This window comes from Knoellia sp. S7-12 (genome assembly GCF_040518285.1).
In the GTDB taxonomy this organism is placed as follows: Bacteria; Actinomycetota; Actinomycetes; order Actinomycetales; family Dermatophilaceae; genus Knoellia.
The window spans coordinates 2,563,365-2,583,791 of record NZ_CP155449.1 but is presented as its reverse complement, the minus strand read 5'-3'; the positions used below and the strand labels follow the sequence as shown (position 1 = coordinate 2,583,791).

Genomic DNA, 20,427 nt, shown 5'->3' with positions numbered 1-20,427 from the left:
CTGAGGCCATGACCACGGACCGCACTCGTCAACTCGGCGTGACTCTCGCCGAGCTCTTCTGCATCGTTGGCACCCTCGTCGGCGTCGGGGTCATCGGCACCCGGGTCGCGGAGTCGTCCGGCGGCGCACTCGCTGCGGACGCGACCTTGCTCGCCCCCGCCGGCCCGGCCTTCTCGATCTGGTCGGTCATCTACCTCGGGCTGGCCGCCTACACGGTGTGGCAATGGCTCCCGCAGGCAGGGAGGAGTGAACTGGCCCAGCGCACTGGGTGGTGGGTGGCGGCGTCGATGGTGCTCAATGCGACCTGGTTGCTCGTGACCCAGCAGGGGTGGGTCTGGCTCAGCGTGATCGTGATCCTCACCCTCTTGTTGGTGCTCGCGCGACTGGCTCTGGAAGTCGTGAGCGCGGGCGACGACTCAGCCAGCACCCTCGGCCTCTGGCTCGTGCGCGCCACCGTCGGCCTCTATCTCGGCTGGGTCGCCGTCGCCGCGTTCGCGAACCTGGCTGCGGCACTCGTCGGGTCCGGGGTTCCGGCGACCGGTGGCCTGGCCACGGGCTGGGGCGTCCTCGCGTTGGTCGTGGCAGCCGCACTGGCCGGGCTGCTCGTGCGGATGCCGGGCACGCGGTGGTTCGTCGCGGCCGCAGTGGTGTGGGGTGTCGGTTGGCTCGGGTGGGGCCGGCTGACTGACGATCCTCGGTCCAACGTCATCGCTGTGGCAGCCGCCGCCGTGGCGGTCGCCGTCATCGCTGCTGCAGCGACGGCTACCCGGAGTGACGCGCGTTCTGGCTGATCGCCTCAACGATCTCGGCGCGGCGACCGCGGGGGAGGTCATGCCCCATCTCGGGGAACATCAGCAGCCGCGACCCGGGGATGGCTCGCGCAGTGGCGACTCCGCCACTGGGGAGGACCAGGCGGTCCCGCAGCCCATGGATGACCAGCGTCGGCACGGTGATCGTCCGCAGTCGAGCCGTGCGGTCGGGGGAGGCGTTGATGGCGTTGAGCTGCCGGTCGCGGCTCGTCGGTGTGTTGACCCTGCGCGCGACGTGCGCCTCCGCGAGCCCACGCATCTCGTCCTCGTCGAAGTCCCGGCCGGCGATGACCCGGAACGCCTCGACTCCGACCTCGATGGCCTCCTCGCGCGTCGTCGGCGGTGTGGCACGCACCTGACGGACCAGCGCTGGGAGCAGACGCGGCGACGAACGGCCGTGGCGACGGTGCCCGGTGTTCGACATGATCGAGCAGAGAGAGCGCACTCGGTCGGGGTGCCGCAGCGTGAGTTCCTGCGCGATCATCCCGCCCATCGATGCCCCCACGACGTGCGCCGAGTCGATGCCGAGGTGCTCGAGCAGCCCCGCGGCATCGTCAGCGAGGTCCGCCAGTGTGTAGTCCGCCACGGCCCACCGCCTGGCGGCGAGCCCCCGGACCACATGGCCACGCGTCGGCGGCGGCGCATCCGTGAACGACGACAGCCCCTGATCGCGGTTGTCATAGCGGATGACCCGGAATCCCTGTGCCACGAGCAGGTCCACGAGATCAGTGGGCCAGGCCACGAGCTGCGCACCCATCCCCATGATGAGCAGGATCGGCTCGGCATCGTCGGGGCCGTCGATGACGTACTCGATCCGCACGTCACCGATCTCCGCAGAAGTCATGCCCGCATCCAATCAAACGTTGCTGACCGTGACACGGAGAGGTGATGCGTGCGACGTAGGCTGTCCGCCGTGCTCCTCCCGCTCACCCAAGTGCTCGTCGCCACCGCGATCCTGCTCACCGTCGTCGCCGGCGGCTACGCGCTGTTCGACAGGCTCATCGGCAACGTCGTCCTCGGGTTGGCGGCCCTTGTCGAGCTCGGCGTCGTGATCCAGCTCGTGCGCGGCCTGGCCGGCATCTCGTCCTTGGACGGCACGGAGCCGAAGGCGACGTTCACGGCATACCTCGTCACTTTGCCTTTTGTCCTTGCCATCACCGTGTGGAGTGCGATCAAGGACAAGACGCGGTGGGCCATGGCGTCGATCGCGGTGGGCTCCTTCGCCGTGGCGGTCATGACTCTCCGCCTCCAGCAGATCTGGGACCTCCATGCCTGACACGACTTCAGACACAGCACCCGAGTCGCCCGTGGAGACGCACTCGGCGCGTGGGCCGGGCCGCATCCTCGTCGCGGTCTACGGCATCCTCGCGCTCGCCGCGACCGGTCGCTCGATCCTGCAGATCGCGGAGTACTTCGACCGGGCACCGCTGGCCTATGTCCTGTCGGCGCTCGCGGCCGTCATCTACATCATCGCCACGGTCGGGATGGCTCGCGGCGACCGCAAGAGCACGCGGATCGCGCTTCTCGCGTGCACCGTCGAGCTTGTCGGCGTCCTTGTCGTCGGAGCATTGTCGTATGCCGTGCCCGACGCCTTCCCGGACAAGACCGTCTGGTCGCACTTCGGTTCCGGCTACGGCTACGTGCCCCTGTTCCTGCCGATGCTGGGCATCTGGTGGCTGAACCGCGCGCGCAGCTCAGCCACCTGACTCAGAACCGGCGTGACGTCAGCCGCGTGAGGACGACGCCCAGAGGTTGATGCCCGCCTCGACGGCGTGCTTGTCGATGGCCTTGAGCTCGGCGTCACTGAACTTCAGGTTCTTGACCGCGAGCAGGTTGTCATCAAGCTGTTCCACGCTTGAGGCGCCGACGAGGACCGACGTCACTCGGTCGTCCTTGAGGAGCCAGGCCAAGGCCATCTGGGCGAGGGTCTGACCGCGCTTCTTGGCCATCGCGTTGAGCGCGCGCACGTGCTTGAGCGACTCCTGCGTGAGGAGGTCCGGGCTGAGGCTCTTGCCCTGGCTTGCCCGCGAGCCCTCAGGGATTCCCTTGAGGTACTTGCTCGTGAGCATCCCCTGGGCGAGCGGCGAGAAGGCGATGCAGCCGACACCGCTCTCGCCAAGGACATCGAGCAGGTCCTCTTCGACCCAGCGGTTGAGCATCGAGTAGGACGGCTGGTGGATGAGCAGGGGAGTGCCGAGCTCGCGCAGGATCTCGACGGCCTCGCGAGTGCGCGGGCCGGAGTAGGACGAGATCCCGACATAGAGCGCCTTGCCCTGTCGCACCAGCGAATCGAGCGCCCCCATCGTCTCCTCGAGCGGCGTCGTCTCGTCGAACCGGTGGCTGTAGAAGATGTCGACGTAGTCCAGACCCATGCGCTTCAGCGACTGGTCGGCGCTGGCGAGGATGTACTTGCGTCCGCCGCCACCCTGGCCGTAGGGGCCGGGCCACATGTCGTAGCCCGCCTTGCTGCTGATGATGAGCTCGTCGCGGTAGGGCTTGAAGTCGCGGGCAAAGAGCGTGCCGAAGTTGCGCTCGGCGCTGCCGTAGGGCGGGCCGTAGTTGTTGGCCAGGTCGAAGTGGGTGATGCCCTTGTCGAAGGCGCGGCGCAGGATCGCCTGCTGACGCTCGAGGGGCACGTCGTCACCGAAGTTGTGCCACAGGCCGAGAGAGATCGCGGGCAGGTCGAGACCCGATCGCCCGACCCGGCGATACGGCATGCCTGCGCGGTAGCGGCCAGCGGCCGCCTTGTACTCATCGGCGTGAAAGGTCATGAGACCCATCATGCCTGCCTATCGCGGTCCACGATCAGAGACGCGGCTGCCGCGACCGGGGTGCACGGCGTTAACGTTTCAACTTCAGGTCATGAGTGCCAGTGACAAGCCCCGGCTCGCTGGCCGGCAACCCTCCAACCGCGGTGGGGTGCCCCGGGTGAAGACCAGGCGGAGCGTCGACCGGCGCCCGCAAGCACGGCATACAAGGAGCTTTTGCGATGGCTGACGACGCCACTTCAGAAACGCCCAACTGGTCTTTCGAGACCCGGCAGATCCACGCCGGCCAGGAGCCGGACCCCACAACGGGCGCTCGCGCGCTGCCGATCTACCAGACGACTTCTTATGTCTTCAAGGACACCGAACAGGCGGCAAACCTGTTCGCGCTCAAGGAGTTCGGCAACATCTACACGCGCATCATGAATCCGACGCAGGACGCTGTCGAACAGCGCATCGCCTCGCTCGAAGGTGGTGTCGGCGCACTGCTCGTCGCGTCCGGTCAGGCCGCCGAGACCATCGCGATCCTCAACATCGCCGAGGCCGGCGACCACATCGTCGCGTCCCCGTCGCTCTATGGCGGCACGTTCAACCTGCTCAAGCACACGCTGCCGAAGTTCGGCATCGAGGTGACGTTCGTGGAGGACTCGACCGACCCCGAGTCGTGGCGAGCAGCGGTGCGCCCCAATACCAAGCTCTTCTTCGGCGAGACGATCTCCAACCCCAAGATCGAGATCCTCGACGTGGAAGCAGTGGCTGCCGTGGCCCATGAGGCCGGCGTGCCGCTCGTCGTCGACAACACGGTGGCCACGCCCTATGTGCTGCGGCCGCTCGAGTACGGCGCCGACATCGTCGTGCACTCGGCGACGAAGTACCTCGGTGGGCATGGCACGACGATCGCCGGCGTCATCGTCGACGGTGGGAAGTTCGACTTCGCTGCCGATCCCGAGAAGTTCCCGAACTTCAACACGCCCGAGGAGAGCTATCACGGTCTCGTGTTCGCGCGGGACCTCGGCGTCGGCTCGCCACTGGGTGCCAACCTCGCCTACATCCTCAAGGCGCGGGTGCAGCTGCTGCGCGACCTCGGACCGGCCGTCGCACCGTTCAACGCGTTCCTGATCGCGCAAGGTGTCGAGACCTTGAGCCTGCGGATCGACCGCCACCTCGAGAACGCCAAGGCGGTCGCTGAGTTCCTGCAGGGGCACGACCAGGTGGAGTCGGTGCGTTGGGCGTCTTTGCCCGGCGACGACTTCTATGAGCTGGCGCAGAAGTACACGCCGAAGGGGTCGGGCGCGGTCCTCGCGTTCGAGATCGCGGGAGGGGCGGAGTCCGGGCGCCGGTTCGTCGAGGCCCTGCTGCTGCACTCCCACGTCGCGAACCTCGGTGACGTGCGGTCCCTGGTCATCCACCCGGCGTCAACGACGCACTCGCAGGGTCCGGACTCCGACCGGCTTGCCGCGGGTGTGACACCCGGGTTGGTGCGGCTCGCGGTCGGGATCGAGCACATCGACGACATCCTCGCGGACCTAGAGCTCGGCTTCGTTGCCGCCAAGAGCGCCTAGAGACATCACTTATTGCGCAATCCGTCGCTCTTCCGACGGATTGCGCAATAGGTCGTCCGGAGGTTGTGTGGATAACTCGGCGGCGGTTCTCGCGGATCGATCTAGCGTCTGAGGCATGACACGCATGCAGATCGGCGCCGAGGTCATTGCAGCGCTCGGGGTTTCTTTGGGTGAAGTGGCAGACGGGTTGGAGTCCACCGCCGACGGGTCGGTTGATCGGTGGGCGCTTGGCGCCGGCCAGAGCTCTGAGGCGTTCGATGACCTCCTTGCAGGCTGGCAGCGCAACCGACTTCTGCTCGCCAAGACCCTGCGTGACCTCGGTGACAAGGCTCAAGGCGCGGGGGCGGGTTATGTGGAGACCGAGTCTGCGGTACGGCGGATGACCGGAGGTCCCACCAGATGATGATTGATGCGATCCTCCGGCCCGTCGAGGGCAACACCGAGTCAATCAACAGCCTGGCGGCATCCCTGACGTCAGGTGCCGCCAAGCTCTCGTCGATCAACGCTGTCCTGGTCAACATCAAGGCGGGTGCTTCGTGGGACAGCCCGGCGGGCGAGGTCTTCGAGCAACGTGTCCGCGAGTCACCACCACTCCTCGACGCGTTGGTCCATCGCTATGCCGGCGCTGCGGCCGCCCTACGGGTCTTCGCCACCGAGCATGGCAAGGCGCAAGACGTGGCGCAGCAGGCGATTGCCTCCAACCGACTGGAGCGCGCGGCATACGCGACATTGGATGTCCAGATGACGGCACGAATGGACGCCGGGCAAACGTGGGACGACCTTTTGAGTGAGCAGAACAAGGTCTTGGAGCGGATGGGTACCGCTCAGCGGCAGCACGCCCACGCCTGGGAGCGCTTTGAGCGCGCGGACCGGCTCCTGGCCCGGCAACTGCGGGCGCTCGCCGACGACATCCTCGACGACTCCTGGCACTACACCGCGCTGACCGAGGTGCAGGGCTTCTCGCAGGGTCTGTCGAGTCTCCCCGCTCCCGTGAAAAAGATGCCAGTGCTCGGACAGGTCCTCTTGGTCAGCGATGCGGTCAACACCCTCAGTCAGGTCGCGATCCGGGTGTTCTATGACGAGGGGAGCTGGAAGGACATCGGCATCAACACCGCTGCCAACGTGACCGTCCTCGGTGCTGCGAGTCTCAAGAGCGGGGCGCTCGCGGCGTCCCGGCCTCTGTCTGGACTCGCCGATGGCAAGCGTGCCTACCTCGGCGAAAGCCTGGCCACGAAGGATCGGTTCCTCATCGGTACCCGCGCAGAGCTGCACAAGAAGTACACGAAACTGGGCCAGCTCATCGACCCGAAAGCTCCCCTGAGCCGGATGGTCGTCCCCGTGGACAAGGTGCCGAGGATGGCCCCGACCGACGGCCTCAAGCTCAAGGAGAAGGTGCAGGTCTGGCGCGCCCACGGCACGGCTGTGGCCCGACGGCAGGCAGACAAGTCGTTCTTCGACGACTGGAGGGCAGTCTCTGCCGGGGGTGCGAACGCCAAGAAGATGTTTGTCGCCGGATCGACATTGGAGAAGGCCGTGCCCAAGGTCAAGGACGCCGCGAACAATCAGGTCGCCGGAAAGCCGGAGGAGAAGGTCTCGGCGCCGACCTATCCTTGAGCGCGTGCCGCAGCCAGAACGACAACGAGGGGTGACGGACTCCATTCCCACCGACCGCGGCCCCATAGACCCCGCGCAGCTGCACTATCCGGCGCAGCTCCCTGTCGTCGAGCGCCGTGATGACATCCTCGCGGCCCTTCGGGACCACCAGGTTGTCGTCATCGCGGGGGAGACCGGCTCCGGCAAGACGACCCAGCTCCCCAAGATGTGCCTCGAACTGGGGCTCGGCGGCACCGGGCAGATCGGTCACACGCAGCCGCGCCGCATCGCCGCCCGCTCCGTCGCCGAACGCATCGCCGAGGAGATGGAGGTCGAGCTCGGTGACCTCGTCGGCTACCAGGTGCGCTTCACCGACCACAGCAGCGACCGCACCCGCGTCAAGGTCATGACCGACGGCATCCTCCTCGCCGAGATGCAGCGCGACCGCGACCTGCGCCGCTACGACACGATCATCATCGACGAGGCCCACGAGCGGTCGCTCAACATCGACTTCATCCTGGGCTACCTCAAGTCCCTCCTCCCGCGCAGACCCGACCTCAAGGTCGTCATCACCTCGGCGACGATCGACCCGGCCCGATTCGCCGAGCATTTCTCCACCGATGCCCGCGGCAACATCGTCCGCGAGGTCCCGGTCATCGAGGTCTCTGGACGCACCTACCCCGTTGAGATCCGCTACCGCCCTCTCGTCGAGCGAGGCGCGGGCGGAGAGATCACGCAGGAACGCGACCAGGTCGCCGCCGTCTGCGATGCCGTCACCGAGCTCTGGACCGAGACACCACCGGGGCACACTGCGACCGACATCCTCGTGTTCTTCTCGGGGGAGCGAGAGATCCGCGACGCCGCCGACGCCCTGAACGGCCTCAAGCTGCCGAGCACCGAGGTCCTCCCGCTCTATGCCCGGCTCTCGGCCAACGAGCAACACCGCGTCTTCACCCGGGGCAAGGGTCGCCGGATCATCCTCGCCACCAACGTCGCCGAGACGTCGCTGACCGTCCCCGGCATCGGCTACGTCATCGACACCGGCACGGCCCGCATCTCGCGCTACTCCCAGCGCACCAAGGTCCAGCGTCTCCCCATCGAGCCGATCTCCCAGGCGAGTGCCTCGCAGCGGTCCGGACGATGCGGTCGAGTCGCGGATGGCATTGCGGTCAGGCTCTATTCGCAAGAAGAGTTCGAGTCGCGCGCAGAGTTCACCGAGCCCGAGATCCAGCGCACCTCGCTCGCCGCCGTCATCCTCCAGATGACCGCCCTCGGGCTCGGCGACATCGCGCGCTTCCCGTTCGTCGACGCCCCCGACCCCAAGCAGATCGCCGACGGCGTACGCCTCCTCGACGAACTCAATGCCCTCCAGGACGCCAAGGGCAGGCGCGGCGAGAGGCGACTCACGGCATACGGCAAGACCCTGGCAAGACTGCCGCTCGACCCCCGCATGGGCCGGATGATCATCGAGGCCAACCGGCTCGGTTGCACCCGCGAGGTGCTCGTCATCGTGGCGGCCCTCACCATCCAGGACCCGCGAGAGCGGCCCGTCGACAAGGAGGCGCTCGCTCAGCAGCAGCACGCCCGCTTCAAGAGCGAGACTTCCGACTTCGCCGGCTTCCACGCCCTGTGGCGCTATCTCAAGGAGCAGCAGAAAGCGTTGTCCAGCAGCGCTTTTCGCCGTATGTGCAAGGCCGAGTTCCTGCACTACCTGCGCATCCGCGAGTGGCAGGACCTCCACCAGCAGCTCCGCAGTGCCTGCAAGTCGGCCCGCATCGACCCCGACCAGAGCACCGCAGCCCCCGACGGCGAACCGGACTGGGACATCGTCCACAAGGCTCTGCTCGCCGGCCTCCTGTCACACATCGGGGTCCGAGACGAACAAAAGCGTGAGTATGCCGGCGCGCGGGGTTCGCGTTTCGGCATCAATCCCGGGTCCGGCCTGTTCAAGAAGCAGCCCGACGTCGTCATGGCCGCCGAGCTGGTCGAGACGACGCGCCTGTGGGCCCGGGTCAACGCCGCAATCGACCCCGAGTGGGCCGAAGAGGTCGGCGCCCACGTCATCAAGCGCACCTACAGCGAGCCGCGATGGAGCAAGTCCGCGGGCAGTGTCGTCGCCTCCGAGCGAGTGACGCTCTATGGCGTCCCGCTCGTCGTCGACCGCACCGTGCAGTACGGCCGGATCAACGCAGAGGAAGCGCGCGACCTCTTCATCCGCAACGCCCTTGTCGAGGGTGACTGGGACACCCATCACAAGTTCTGGAAGGCCAACACCGAACTCCTGCAGCGTCTTTCGGAGCTCGAGGAGCGCGCCCGGCGACGTGACCTCATCGTTGACGACGAAGTTGTCTTCTCGTTCTACGACGCGCGGATCCCGCACGACATCACGTCGGTGCGGCACTTCGACCGGTGGTGGAAGGGTGAGCAGCGCAGCAGGCCGGACTTGCTGACCTTCAGCGAAGCACTGCTGACACGGGAGGACGTCGACGCCGTGTCGGCGAACGACTACCCGCGCAGGTGGCGGCAGGGTGACCTCGAGCTGGACGTGACCTATCAGTTCTCGCCGGGGGCAGCCGCCGATGGTGTCACCGTCCACGTCCCCACGGCGATCCTCAACCAGGTGACACCGGATGGCTTCGACTGGCAGGTGCCGGGGCTGCGCGAGGACCTCGCCATCGCCCTCCTCAAGTCACTGCCCAAGGCGACGCGACGCCACTTCGTCCCCACGCCCGACCACGCTCGTGCCGCCCTCGCTGGCGCCGAGTCGTCCACGGGTGCAGCCTTCACGGACGAGCTGGCCCGGGTCCTGCGCGGCCGCACCGGCGTGAACATCCCTGCGGGAGAGTGGGACTGGGAGCGGGTGCCCGATCATTTGCGCATCACCTTCTCGGTCGAAGCTCCCGGCGGACGTCTCATTGCGCGCGGCAAGGACCTCGACGAGCTGCGCCCGAAGTCGCAGGGCGCCGTCCGTCAGGGCATGGCCAAGGCCGGCGCGTCGATCGAGCGCAGTGGCCTCACGGACTGGAGCGTCGATGACGTGCCGCGCACGTTCGAGGGTCGCGCGGGCGGGCACACGATCCAGGGACACCCCGCCCTCGTCGACGAGGGCGCAAGCGTCTCGCTCCGAGTCCTCGACCACGCGGGCTCGGCCGAGGCGGCTCATCGCTCCGGGGTTCGACGGCTCCTGCTGCTCAACACCACGGCTCCGTGGAAGCGCGTTCTCGCCCGACTCAGCAACGCCCAGAAGCTCGCGCTCGGCCAGAATCCGCACGGGTCCGTCCCGGCTCTCCTCGAGGACTGCCTCGCTGCGGCAGTCGACTCGATCGTTGCGGACCTGGGGACTGGGCCCGGAGCTGGGGGAGCGGTCAGGACCAAGGCCGACTTCGAGACCGCCCACACCGCAGTCCGCACACACGTCGTCACCCGGGTCCTGCAGGTCATCGAGGCGGTCGAGCCGGTGCTGGCTCTCGCGACCGACGTCCGACGGCGGCTCGACTCCCTGGAGACGAGCGCCGTCAGGAACAGCCTGGCCGCAACGATCGCCGACGTCCGGGCCCAGCTCGATGGCCTCATCCGCCCCGGGTTCGTGGCCGACAGCGGTCTCGAGCGACTCCCACACCTCCAGCGCTATCTTCGCGCGATGCTCCAGCGACTCGAGAGGGCCGCAACCAACCCTCGGGAAGCGCAACTGCAGACACAGATCGACGCGATCGAGACGGCATACGCCGATCTGCTCGACGCGCTGCCGGCGACCGGGAGGCGGGCGCCTGCGGTGACCGACATCGCCTGGACGATTGAGGAACTACGAGTCAGCCTGTTTGCGCAAGCCCTCGGCACGGCCCACCCGGTGAGCGAGAAGCGGGTCCGCGCGGCCATCGCGGCCGTGGCACCCTGACAGCACCAGCCAGTCGCAGGAGGACAGATGGACGAGCCGCCCACCCCGCCGACCCAGGCCCCGACCCCGCGGCCTGCCTTCGTGTCGCGAGCCCTCGACGGCGTGCCGGAGCCCGACTTTGCCGACGTCCAGCTCGTGGCCCTGCGCGGTGCCACCGGCATCAGCGCGGAGGATTGGGTCCGGGCCATCTTTGACCCGCGCAGCCTCCCGGTCTGGGTCAGGGCGCTCTTCGGCCTGCGTGCGGTGCTGGTGCCGTTCATCGGCCTGAACCAGTCACGTGAACGGGCCGCCAGCCCCTTTGAGGTCCGCGATGTCGTCGACGGCGAGGCGCTCGTCCCCCATGACGAGTCGCACCTGCTCTTCCGGCTCGGCGTCGCCGTCGACGATGACGCAGGGCTGCTTCGCGCCACCACCGTCGTGGTCCACCACAACTGGCGTGGCCGGCTTTATTTCGTCCCAGTCGGTGTGCTGCACGGCCCGGTGCTGCGCTCGATGATGATTCGTGCGGTGAATCGGAGCCGCTGAGGGAATCTCAGCGCGGCCCGGCACGTTCTTCCAACACGTGACCCCCCTGAGAGGCTGTTCCCGTGCAAAACCCGTCTGATCTGTATCGCTTCGAGCTCGATGGCCCCGCGCCTGTGCGCGAGCCGGGCGCCCTCATCGTGCTCCTCGGCGCCTTCATCGATGCCGGCAACATCCAGCGCATCCTCGGCACGCATCTCGTCGATACGAGCGAGGCCGAGGTCGTGGCGACGTTCGACGTCGACGCGCTCCTCGACTACCGCGGTCGTCGACCGGCGATGGTGTTCGACACCAACCGGTGGGAGAGCTACGCCGACCCGTCGATGGTGCTCTACCGCATGAGCGACCGGGACGGGCAGACCTACTACCTCCTCACGGGCCCCGAGCCGGACTTCCAGTGGGAGCGCGCGATCGAGGCGATCCGCCAGCTCATCCAGATCCTCGGCATCTCGCTCGTCGTCACCAGCCATGGCATCCCCATGGGCGTTCCGCACACGCGTCCAGTCGGCATGACGGCGCACGCGACGGACGCACGTCTCGTCGGTGGCAAGGAGTCGCCGTTCGGCACGGTTCAGGTGCCGGCGTCCTTCCCCGCGCTGCTCGAGCTGCGCCTGGGTGAGGCCGGTCGTGACGCCCTGGGCTTTGCCATCCACGTGCCGCAATACCTCGCGCAGGCCGAGTGGGCCGAGGGTGCGCTCGCCGCGCTCAACGCCATCACCGATGCGACCGGGCTCAACCTGCCCAACGATGACCTCATCGCCAAGGCTGGCGTCAACAACCGCGAGATCGCGTCCGAGTTGAACGACAACGCCGATGCCGGCCAGATCGTCAGCGCTCTTGAGCAGCAGTACGACGCCTTCATGGAGGGTCAGGAGCGGCCGAGCCTGCTCGCGACCGAGGCCGAGGATCTCCCGTCGGCCGAGGAGCTCGGCGCGGACATCGAGGAGTTTCTCCGCAACGTCAGCGACGACTGACGGACCGACTGATTGCCCGTTCGGCCAGTTCGTCGTTGCACTCCTCACTGGCCGAACGGGCAATCAGTCGTGAGTTCGGGGCTGTCAGTCCTTGGCGTCGGACCAGCGGGCGATGACCGACGTGTCGGCCACGAACCGCACCGGCGCGCCGGCCGCCCACCGCCGGGACGCGTCAGCCAGCGACTGATCCACCAGGGCCGCCACCTCCGCAGCGCGTGACTCCGGCGCCTGGACCAGCAGCTCGTCATGCAGACAGAGCACGATCTGCGCGCCCATCGGCTCGCCCAGCGCTCGCACCGTCGCCGCCCACGCCTTGAAGAGCTCGGCCGCCGCACCCTGGATGATCGCGTTGCGCGCGAACCGTCCCCGCGCCGCATCCAGAGCGGGATTGGTCCCCACGGGCGACTGTGCGAGGAAGCGCCCGGTCGGGATGAGCCGCCCGCCAAAGGTCCGAAGCGGCTCACCGCGCACCCCTGTGTCGTAGGCCCGGTCGAGCAGCCCCATTGCCACCGGATAGGCCCGCTCCAACCCCTTGAGGGCCTCACCGGCGGCACCGCTGCGCTGGCCGTACATGGCAGCGAGCACCGCGATCTTGGCGACCGGGCGCTCCACCCCGAGCCGCTCGGCAACGGGCGCATACAAGTCGTCGGCCCGCGTCGCCGCGGCGAATGCCGGGTCGCCCGAGACCACGGCCAGCACGCGGGGCTCGATCTGCCCGAGGTCGGCGCGCACGAAGACAAAACCTGGATGCGCAGCGACACCTGAACGCAGGGCCGCCGGCAGGTTGTGCAGCCCGTTCTCGGCCGTCATCCGCCCTGCGGCCCCGTCAGAAGCCGTCCACCCGCCCCGCAGCCGGTCGTCGGGGCCGACGCACTGGTCGAGCCACCGGTAGCCATAGGTCGTCGCGATGCGTTCGGCCTTGCGCCAGGCCAGGAGTGCGTCCACGACCGGGTGCACGTGCCGATAGGCGTCGAGCACCCATTTGCGCGTGTTGGGCACGTCGACCCCGACACCCGCGAGCATGTCGCGCACATGCACCGGGTTGCGCAGATCCGTCGACTCGCGTCCCGGGACGTGCCGCAGCACCTCGGCGTCGCGCTCGCGCCGCGCCACGGCCGCAGCCTCCTCCGACGCTGCTCGCGGCCCCGCGAACTCGCCGATGAGCCGCTCCATCACAACCCGATCGACCGGCAACCCACCAGCCTTCAGCTCGAGACACATCAAGCCCGCGGCGGACTCCGAGTGGATCGTCCCCACGATCCGCGCGCCCAACGTCTCGGCCCGATCTCGCTGTCGCACAGCGCATTCGAGCGCAGCCTCGGCCCAGCGCAGCAGCCGCTCATCGCTCTCGAGCCACCCGGAGGCGGCGTCAGCGCGCAGGTGTCCGTCACCGCGGACGAGTTCCTCCGGACCGATGCCGTCGGCACCGGTGAAGTCGAAGAGGTCACCACCCGACGGTGCCGGCATCGTCGCAACGGGTATCCCGTGTGCTCCAGCCCAGACGCGGCCGGGCTCGGCCTTCCACCCGCCGTGCAGGATCCGGTGAGCCTCCGCTAGGTCCCATATCCGAGCGAGAGGCGAGCCGGCAGCGGCAACGAGCTCACCGGCATACGCAGCGGACCACCAGACCCACCGCGGTCGGGACGTAGCCTCAGAGGCGACCATCGCGGCAGCGACCTCGGCGACCGGACCGACGACCCGCACGTTCGTGCCCACGAGGGCGGCACGCCCACGATGGACGACGACGGCGACGAGGTCGACGCCTGTCCCGGGGGTTGCCATGAGCGGCAGCCTAGGTGAGTTCGGTGACACCACCGCGCCGACCTGCAAACCCCCTCTGACGTGGCAGGATCGGTGCAGACATCACTTCGCGACAGCGAATGGACATGCAACTTCGCTACGGCGGCCCGGTCGGACCGGGCGGCCACAGGAGGCCACGATGGGACTGTTCGGATTCGGCAAGGACGACGCCAAGGACGCCAGGGATCAGGTCGCCCAGACCAAGTCGGCGCTCGAGCAGGCCAAGGACGCGCCCAAGGACCAGGGCTTCGTCGGCAACAACGCCGCAAAACTGGTCGAGAACCTGCTCGACACGGGCATCGATGGCAAGGGTCCGTTCGACTCGGCCGCCAAGGTGGCAGCCTCCGCGCTGAAGAAGCACAACGGCAACGTCGAGGAGGCCGTGAGCGGTGTCGTCAAGAGCCACATCAAGCTGGCCGCGGCCGGTGGCTTCGTCACGGGCCTCGGCGGGTTCATCACGCTGCCGGTCTCGCTGCCCGCCAACGTCCTCGGCTTCTATCTGCTGGCCACCCGCATGACGGGCGCCGTCGCCTCGTTGCGTGGCCACGACATCAGCCAGCAGCAGATCCGCACCGCAGTGCTCCTCACACTGGTCGGCGCGGACGCTGACGACCTCCTCGCCAAGGCCGGCATGGTTGCGCCCACGGGTCGCCTCACCAACCTCGCGGCCCAGCGCCTCCCCGGCCCGGCCCTCATGGTCGTCAACAAGGCGGTCGGCTTCCGGCTCCTGTCGACGGCTGGCAAGAAGACGTTCAGCCGCTTCGGTCGCAACGTCCCGCTCATCGGCGGGGTCATGGGCGCCGGGCTCGACGGGTGGTTGCTCAACCGGATCGCTGACAACGCACGCCGCGAGTTCCCGGCTGCGACGGCGCAGATCGCGAAGGCCTGATCATGGCGCTGCACTCCAAGGTGTCGACCTTCAAGAGCCTCGCGACGGCGGTCAAGATCGCCACTCGTCCCGGCGGGCCGTCCATGGTCGAGCGGGCACAGGCCGTGCCACGGCTCGTCAAGGCCGTGCGTTCGGGTGAATACAAGGGGACGTCCGTCGGGCGACTGCTCATGATCCTCGGCGCGGCGGGCTATCTCGTGTCTCCCGTCGACCTTTTGCCCGAGGGGATCCTCGGTGCGCTCGGCCTCGCAGACGACGCGATGGTCGGCTCCTGGCTGGCGGCGCAGCTCGTCACCGAGACCGAGGAGTTCCTCTCGTGGGAGCGCTCGACGGGTCGCGGTTCGGGCCACGGAGCGTCGGTGCCGGGCGAAGTCGTCAACGACGGGCGTGACGATTCCTCGTCACCTCGTGCGTGAGCGCTGTCCACAAGCCTTCGGCGTATGCCGTGTTGTCCACAAAAGCCTGAACTGAGGCTTCCGGAGGTCGCGGGGTTTCCCGACGCTGAGGTCATGACCTCAATGAAGATCTCCACCACCGAAGAGCTGCTTGCCGTCCTGCCGCACCAGCTCGGATACCAACTCACCGACTCGGTCGCCATCTTGATGGTGACCGACAAGATCGTCGGACCCGTCGCACGCACCGACATTCCGGACGAACGTGATGTCGAGGATGCGGCCGCCGACGTCCTCGCGAGCCTGCTGCGGGTCCAGCCACAGAGCGCCCTGCTCGTGGGCTACGAGTCGGTGCCCGGGGAGTCGCGCTCGCTGATGCACGCGCTCCATGCGGGACTGCGGCGCGCCGATGTCGGCATCATCGACCACGTCACGGTTCGCGATGGCCGGTGGTGGGGCTGGTGCTGCCGACCCGGGGACTCACTCAACGGTGTCCTTCGGGAGCACCTCAACGGTCACCCCATGGCCGACGATGCTGCTGTGCCGGCCGTGGCCGAATTCATCGCCCGGGGGAGCGCACCTCTGCCCGGGCGCGGTGCGTTGCACGACCTCGTCACCGAGGACCCCTTGGTGAGTGGAGGCGTCGGCGATTCCCTCGAGAACCTGTGGGACGACGTCGTCGCCCGGATCGACCCCGAAGGCGTGATGGAGGTCCCCACGGACGACGTCGAAAAGCTGGGCCTCGCCGACGACCTTGCCGACGCCAGAGCCCGCGCGGCCGACTGGATCGGCCAGGTGGACAGGGCCGCGCGACTGTGGGCCCGGGTGCTCGCTCCCGAGGGGGAGCGCGGCGACACGTTCGAGGTCTCCGACGGTGACGTGGCACTCATGGTCCGCTCGCTCGTCAACAAGGCGTGGCGCGACTCCCTCATCGCCTGGCTGTGTCCGGTCATGTTCCCGCTCGACATGGTCGACGAGGCCTCGCAGGAGCTCCTCATGGCCGCGGCACCCGAGGGACCAGCGACGTCGCGCGAACGGTCCGAGACCGTCCTGCGCCGGTTGCTGCAGCTGGCCCGTCGTGTGCCCGACGAGTGGTCGCACGAGACAGCAGCGATCTGCACGGTCTGTGCGTGCGTGGCATGGGGCATCGGCAACGGATCGACGGCTGGAGACGCCGTGACCCGAGCGCTCCGTGCGGAGCCCGGATACATCTTGGCCGGCTACGTCGCGCGGATGGTCGAGTACCAGCTGCGCCCCCAGCACCAGTGGAGCGACGTCGAGTCCTGGCCGCAGGCGTCCTGACGGGCGCGGGCCCGAGACGTCCCTGAGATGTCCCTGAGACGTCCCTGCGAGCGCGGGTTGTGCCGACGCTCTCACGCTGCGGACACACTGCCACTGGAGGGGGCGCCGGTTCTAGACTCGTGCTCAGGTCACGAGTCCCAGCGACAAGCCCCGGCTTGCTGGGCGGCAACCCTCCTCGCGGTGGGGTGCCCCGGGTGAAGACACGGCCCTGCCGACATCCGGCGGGCAAGCGCGAACCGAGGAGCCCGCCACATGACCATCACCGACCTCCCGTCAGCGTCGTTCTGGCGCCACGGTGACCCTCCGGGCGACCGCACATTCGTGGACATCGGGTCCGTCGCTCTCGAACGCGGTGGCTCGCTGCCCGAGGTCACCGTCGCCTACGAGACCTGGGGAACGCTCAACGCTGCGCGAGACAACGCGGTGCTCGTCGAACACGCCCTCACCGGTGATGCCCACGTCGAAGGGCCAGCTGGCCCCGGACAGGCGACGCCGGGGTGGTGGGACGGACTGGTGGGGCCCGGGCGTCCGCTCGACACCGACCGCTTCTTCGTCGTCTCGAGCAATGTCCTCGGCGGGTGCCAGGGCACGACGGGTCCCTCGAGCGAAGCACCCGATGGACACCCGTGGGGTGGTCGCTTTCCGGCCATCACGATTCGCGACCAGATCACTGTCGAGGCCCGGCTCGCTGACCACCTCGGCATCGATCGCTGGGTCGGAGTCCTCGGCGGGTCCATGGGTGGGATGCGGGCCATCGAGTGGGCCACAACTCATCCGGATCGGGTGGAGACGTGCATCGTGCTCGCCTCCACGGCATACGCGACAGCTGACCAGATCGCGTGGTGCCAGCCGCAGCTGCTCGCCATTCGCGGTGACGCCCATTTCCACGCCGGCGACTATTACGAGCACGGCGTCGCGCCGCTCGACGGGCTGGGCATCGCCCGTCGGATCGCTCACGTCACCTATCGCCACGAGGGCGAGCTCTCCGAGCGTTTCGGCCGTGACGCGCAGCCCGGCGAGGAACCGCTCGGTCGAGGTGGGCGGTTTGCTGTCGAGTCCTACCTTGATCACCACGCAGGCAAGCTCGGCGCCAGGTTTGACGCGAACTCCTACCTTGTCCTCAGTGAGGCGATGAACAGCCACGACATCGGGCGTGACCGCGGGGGAGTCGCGGCTGCGCTCGCAGCCTTCACGGGTCGCCTCGTCGTCGCGGGGGTGGACACGGACCGGCTCTACCCGGCGCGCCTCTCCGACGAGATCGCTGCTCTGCGCCCGGGCACGACGCTCCGACACATCTCGTCGCGCTTTGGCCACGACGGCTTCCTGATCGAGATCGGCCGGGTCGGCGAGATCATCCGCGAGGCGATCGAAGGCGGCGCTGGGGACCACTGACCGGGTCAGGGTGCGCAGCCGGCTCGAAGGCGCGCCGCGGCCTCCCGTGTCAAGCGTCACAATCTCCGGTACGGTCCCAGCAAGAGCCCCAGCGGGCTGACCTGCTGCCAAGGAGGAACTCGTGGCCATCGTCGTGGGATACATCCCGACCAAGGAAGGTGCGGCCGCGCTGGCGCGGGCCGGCGAGGAAGCCCTCCTGCGCAAGACCGACCTCGTCATCATCAACTCCGACCGCGACGGGTCTGGCGATGGCAGCGAGCTCGCCGCACTCGGCAAGGACCTGAAGAGCAAGGGTGTCGACGTCCAGGTGCGTCAGCTCGTGCGTGGCAACGAACCTGCGGAGGACCTCCTCGCAGTCGCTGACGAGACCGGTGCCGAACTCATCGTCATCGGACTGCGTCGCCGCACCCCGGTGGGCAAGCTGATTCTCGGCTCCAACGCCCAGCGGATCCTGCTCGACGCTCCCTGCCCGGTGCTCGCCGTCAAGAGCTGACCGACCCCTCACCCACGCTCTTCGAGTGGCCACCGGTGCTCGCCGGTGGCCCTCGAAGGCGGGTGAACGAATCGCCGCGGCACCCCCCTGGAATAGGGAAGAGGGCCGCGGCGATTTATAATGTAAACGCACCCTCCAAGCAACGGCCGATCCTCACCCCTGCGGATCACGTCAGAGAGTGCACAAACAAGACCAGCTGGTCAGTGCTCCGCCCCAAGCGTGAACGTGACCGTGCGCTCCCCGTGACGAAAGGTTGCCGGTGTCGCCTGTGCCCACAAACGCCTCCGAGATGCCCCTCCCCGCCGAGTTCAACCATCCCGCCCTTCAGGACCTCGTCCGCACCGGACACACCACGGGTCAGGTGTCTGGTGAGCAGGTGGCCCAGGCCATCCTCGCGGCCGGCGTGCGCGCCAACCGTGGTCGCATCGTCCTGACGGCGCTGGCCACTCAGGGCATCGAGGTCAGCATGACCCTGCCGGATCGTGCAGTGGCGGCGACCAAGGCCACGGCCAAGAAGACGACCTCCGCAACGACCAAGAAGGCTGCTGCCGCCAAGAAGGAGGCGCCGGCCAAGGCCACCGCGGCCAAGGCTCCGGCCACCAAGGCTGCTGCCGCCAAGACCGCGACCGCCAAGAAGGCTGCGCCGGCCAACGCCGCAGAGGTCGAGGACGAGGCTCCCGCCAAGAAGGCCGCCCCGGCCAAGAAGGCTGCCGCAACCAAGGCCGCCAGCGCCGCTCCTGCCAAGAAGGCAGCACCGGCCGCAACGACTAAGCAGGCTGCAGCTGCCGCAACTCCGGCCGCCAAGGCTGCGGCCAAGAAGACCGCAGCCAAGAAGGCCGCCGCTGCCAAGGCCGACGCCGACGTCGCTGCCGTCGCTGCCGGACCCGAGGACGAGTCCGACGAGGCCGACGACAAGAAGGACGAGCCCGTGAAGTCCGCGGTCGCGGCCGGTGGCTTCGTCCTGCGTGACGATGACGAAGAGGACGCACCCGTCCAGCAGGTCGTCACCGCCGGCGCAACGGCTGACCCGGTCAAGGACTACCTCAAGCAGATCGGCAAGGTCGCCCTCCTCAACGCCGAGCAGGAGGTCGAGCTCGCCAAGCGCATCGAGGCCGGCCTCTTCGGCGAGGAGCGACTCAACTCCGGCGACAAGATCGACATGAAGCTCAAGCGCGAGCTGTGGTGGATCGCCCAGGACGGCAAGAACGCCAAGAACCACCTCCTCGAGGCCAACCTGCGTCTCGTCGTCTCGCTCGCAAAGCGCTACACCGGTCGCGGCATGCTCTTCCTCGACCTCATCCAGGAGGGCAACCTCGGCCTCATCCGTGCGGTCGAGAAGTTCGACTACACCAAGGGCTACAAGTTCTCGACCTATGCGACGTGGTGGATCCGTCAGGCCATCACCCGCGCCATGGCCGACCAGGCACGCACGATCCGCATCCCGGTCCACATGGTCGAAGTCATCAACAAGCTTGCCCGTGTCCAGCGGCAGATGCTGCAGGACCTCGGTCGCGAGCCAACTCCAGAAGAACTCGCCATTGAACTTGATATGACACCCGAGAAGGTCGTCGAGGTGCAGAAGTACGGCCGTGAGCCGATCTCGCTGCACACCCCCCTCGGCGAGGACGGCGACAGCGAGTTCGGGGACCTCATCGAGGACTCCGAGGCCGTTGTCCCGGCTGACGCGGTGAGCTTCACGCTCCTACAGGAGCAGCTGCACTCGGTCCTCGACACGCTCTCGGAGCGCGAGGCAGGTGTCGTCTCGATGCGCTTCGGACTCACCGACGGTCAGCCCAAGACCCTCGACGAGATCGGCAAGGTCTACGGCGTGACCCGCGAGCGGATCCGTCAGATCGAGTCCAAGACGATGAGCAAGCTCCGCCACCCGAGCCGTTCGCAGGCCCTGCGGGACTACCTCGACTGAGTCAGCGACTCAACGAAACAACGCAACGTATGCCGTGTGCCCGTTGGGGCGCACGGCATACGTGCGTCTGGGGCCAAGTCGCGACCTACTGCACCGTGAGTGGGGTGATCACCCC

Annotated in this window: 18 protein-coding genes and 2 riboswitches; of the genes, 15 read left to right on the top strand and 3 right to left on the bottom strand. The window is 68.0% G+C overall.

All coding sequences use genetic code 11. The annotated features are described in order from the left end of the window. The first annotated feature begins 8 nt into the window (after positions 1 to 8). The gene (locus tag V6K52_RS12410) at positions 9 to 791 is read left to right on the top strand and encodes a tryptophan-rich sensory protein (protein WP_353950422.1); all 783 of its coding nucleotides are present in this window, start codon (positions 9 to 11) and stop codon (positions 789 to 791) included. On the opposite strand, the gene V6K52_RS12405 is transcribed toward V6K52_RS12410, so the two are convergent. Continuing rightward, complete coding sequence (locus V6K52_RS12405; RefSeq protein WP_353950421.1) at positions 763 to 1,653, bottom strand: alpha/beta fold hydrolase; 891 nt, start codon at positions 1,651 to 1,653, stop codon at positions 763 to 765. The genes V6K52_RS12410 and V6K52_RS12405 overlap by 29 nt on opposite strands. A gap of 69 nt (positions 1,654 to 1,722) precedes the next feature. Between V6K52_RS12405 and V6K52_RS12400 the strand changes: the two genes are divergently transcribed. Both V6K52_RS12400 and V6K52_RS12395 read left to right on the top strand, forming a co-directional pair. After that, positions 1,723 to 2,085, top strand: a complete 363-nt coding sequence (locus V6K52_RS12400; protein WP_353950420.1) for a hypothetical protein — start codon at positions 1,723 to 1,725, stop codon at positions 2,083 to 2,085. After that, positions 2,078 to 2,515, top strand: a complete 438-nt coding sequence (locus V6K52_RS12395) for a hypothetical protein (RefSeq protein WP_353950419.1) — start codon at positions 2,078 to 2,080, stop codon at positions 2,513 to 2,515. The genes V6K52_RS12400 and V6K52_RS12395 overlap by 8 nt, the downstream gene beginning before the upstream one ends. 18 nt (positions 2,516 to 2,533) lie before the next feature. Here V6K52_RS12395 and mgrA read toward each other — a convergent pair whose 3' ends face one another. Further along, a complete protein-coding gene (mgrA, locus tag V6K52_RS12390; RefSeq protein ID WP_353950418.1) occupies positions 2,534 to 3,580 on the bottom strand; it encodes an L-glyceraldehyde 3-phosphate reductase in 1,047 nt (348 codons plus the stop codon). A gap of 87 nt (positions 3,581 to 3,667) precedes the next feature. Continuing rightward, positions 3,668 to 3,782: riboswitch (SAM riboswitch) on the top strand. Between the two features lie 16 nt (positions 3,783 to 3,798). On the opposite strand from mgrA, the gene V6K52_RS12385 reads away from it, so the two are divergent. The 6 genes from V6K52_RS12385 (at position 3,799) to V6K52_RS12360 (ending at position 12,120) form a co-directional block, all read left to right on the top strand. After that, positions 3,799 to 5,136 carry a bifunctional o-acetylhomoserine/o-acetylserine sulfhydrylase gene (locus V6K52_RS12385; RefSeq protein ID WP_353950417.1) on the top strand — a complete coding sequence of 446 codons (1,338 nt, stop codon included), beginning with the start codon at positions 3,799 to 3,801 and terminating at the stop codon, positions 5,134 to 5,136. 115 nt (positions 5,137 to 5,251) lie between these two features. Further along, positions 5,252 to 5,539, top strand: a complete 288-nt coding sequence (locus V6K52_RS12380) for a hypothetical protein (protein ID WP_353950416.1) — start codon at positions 5,252 to 5,254, stop codon at positions 5,537 to 5,539. Continuing rightward, on the top strand, positions 5,536 to 6,750 hold the full coding sequence (locus V6K52_RS12375; RefSeq protein ID WP_353950415.1) for a hypothetical protein: 1,215 nt from the start codon (positions 5,536 to 5,538) through the stop codon (positions 6,748 to 6,750). Before V6K52_RS12380 ends, V6K52_RS12375 begins: the two co-directional genes overlap by 4 nt. A 4-nt stretch (positions 6,751 to 6,754) precedes the next feature. After that, positions 6,755 to 10,624 (top strand): ATP-dependent RNA helicase HrpA, encoded by a 3,870-nt coding sequence (hrpA, locus tag V6K52_RS12370; protein ID WP_353950414.1) that lies wholly within the window; start codon positions 6,755 to 6,757, stop codon positions 10,622 to 10,624. A gap of 27 nt (positions 10,625 to 10,651) precedes the next feature. Beyond that, on the top strand, positions 10,652 to 11,149 hold the full coding sequence (locus V6K52_RS12365; RefSeq protein WP_353950413.1) for a DUF2867 domain-containing protein: 498 nt from the start codon (positions 10,652 to 10,654) through the stop codon (positions 11,147 to 11,149). A 62-nt stretch (positions 11,150 to 11,211) separates the two neighbouring features. Continuing rightward, the gene (locus V6K52_RS12360) at positions 11,212 to 12,120 is read left to right on the top strand and encodes a PAC2 family protein (RefSeq protein WP_353950412.1); all 909 of its coding nucleotides are present in this window, start codon (positions 11,212 to 11,214) and stop codon (positions 12,118 to 12,120) included. A gap of 84 nt (positions 12,121 to 12,204) precedes the next feature. Here the strand turns inward: V6K52_RS12360 and V6K52_RS12355 are convergent, their stop codons facing one another. Beyond that, a complete protein-coding gene (locus V6K52_RS12355; protein WP_353950411.1) occupies positions 12,205 to 13,902 on the bottom strand; it encodes a DNA polymerase in 1,698 nt (565 codons plus the stop codon). A 157-nt stretch (positions 13,903 to 14,059) separates the two neighbouring features. Here V6K52_RS12355 and V6K52_RS12350 point away from each other — a divergent pair, with 157 nt between their 5' ends. The 6 genes from V6K52_RS12350 to V6K52_RS12325 all read left to right on the top strand — a co-directional run bounded on the left by V6K52_RS12350 (position 14,060) and on the right by V6K52_RS12325 (position 20,312). Next, on the top strand, positions 14,060 to 14,809 hold the full coding sequence (locus tag V6K52_RS12350; protein ID WP_353950410.1) for an EcsC family protein: 750 nt from the start codon (positions 14,060 to 14,062) through the stop codon (positions 14,807 to 14,809). A 2-nt stretch (positions 14,810 to 14,811) separates the two neighbouring features. Continuing rightward, on the top strand, positions 14,812 to 15,225 hold the full coding sequence (locus V6K52_RS12345; RefSeq protein WP_353950409.1) for a DUF1232 domain-containing protein: 414 nt from the start codon (positions 14,812 to 14,814) through the stop codon (positions 15,223 to 15,225). Positions 15,226 to 15,318: 93 nt separating this feature from the next. Then, on the top strand, positions 15,319 to 16,503 hold the full coding sequence (locus V6K52_RS12340) for a DUF4192 domain-containing protein (protein ID WP_353950408.1): 1,185 nt from the start codon (positions 15,319 to 15,321) through the stop codon (positions 16,501 to 16,503). Positions 16,504 to 16,629: 126 nt separating this feature from the next. Then, positions 16,630 to 16,741: riboswitch (SAM riboswitch) on the top strand. A gap of 14 nt (positions 16,742 to 16,755) precedes the next feature. Then, on the top strand, positions 16,756 to 17,895 hold the full coding sequence (locus V6K52_RS12335; RefSeq protein WP_353950407.1) for a homoserine O-acetyltransferase: 1,140 nt from the start codon (positions 16,756 to 16,758) through the stop codon (positions 17,893 to 17,895). A 121-nt stretch (positions 17,896 to 18,016) separates the two neighbouring features. Beyond that, entirely contained in the window at positions 18,017 to 18,388 is a 372-nt protein-coding gene (locus V6K52_RS12330; RefSeq protein ID WP_353950406.1) for a universal stress protein, read from the top strand. A gap of 289 nt (positions 18,389 to 18,677) precedes the next feature. Continuing rightward, entirely contained in the window at positions 18,678 to 20,312 is a 1,635-nt protein-coding gene (locus V6K52_RS12325; RefSeq protein WP_353953776.1) for an RNA polymerase sigma factor, read from the top strand. Positions 20,313 to 20,427: the final 115 nt, after the last annotated feature.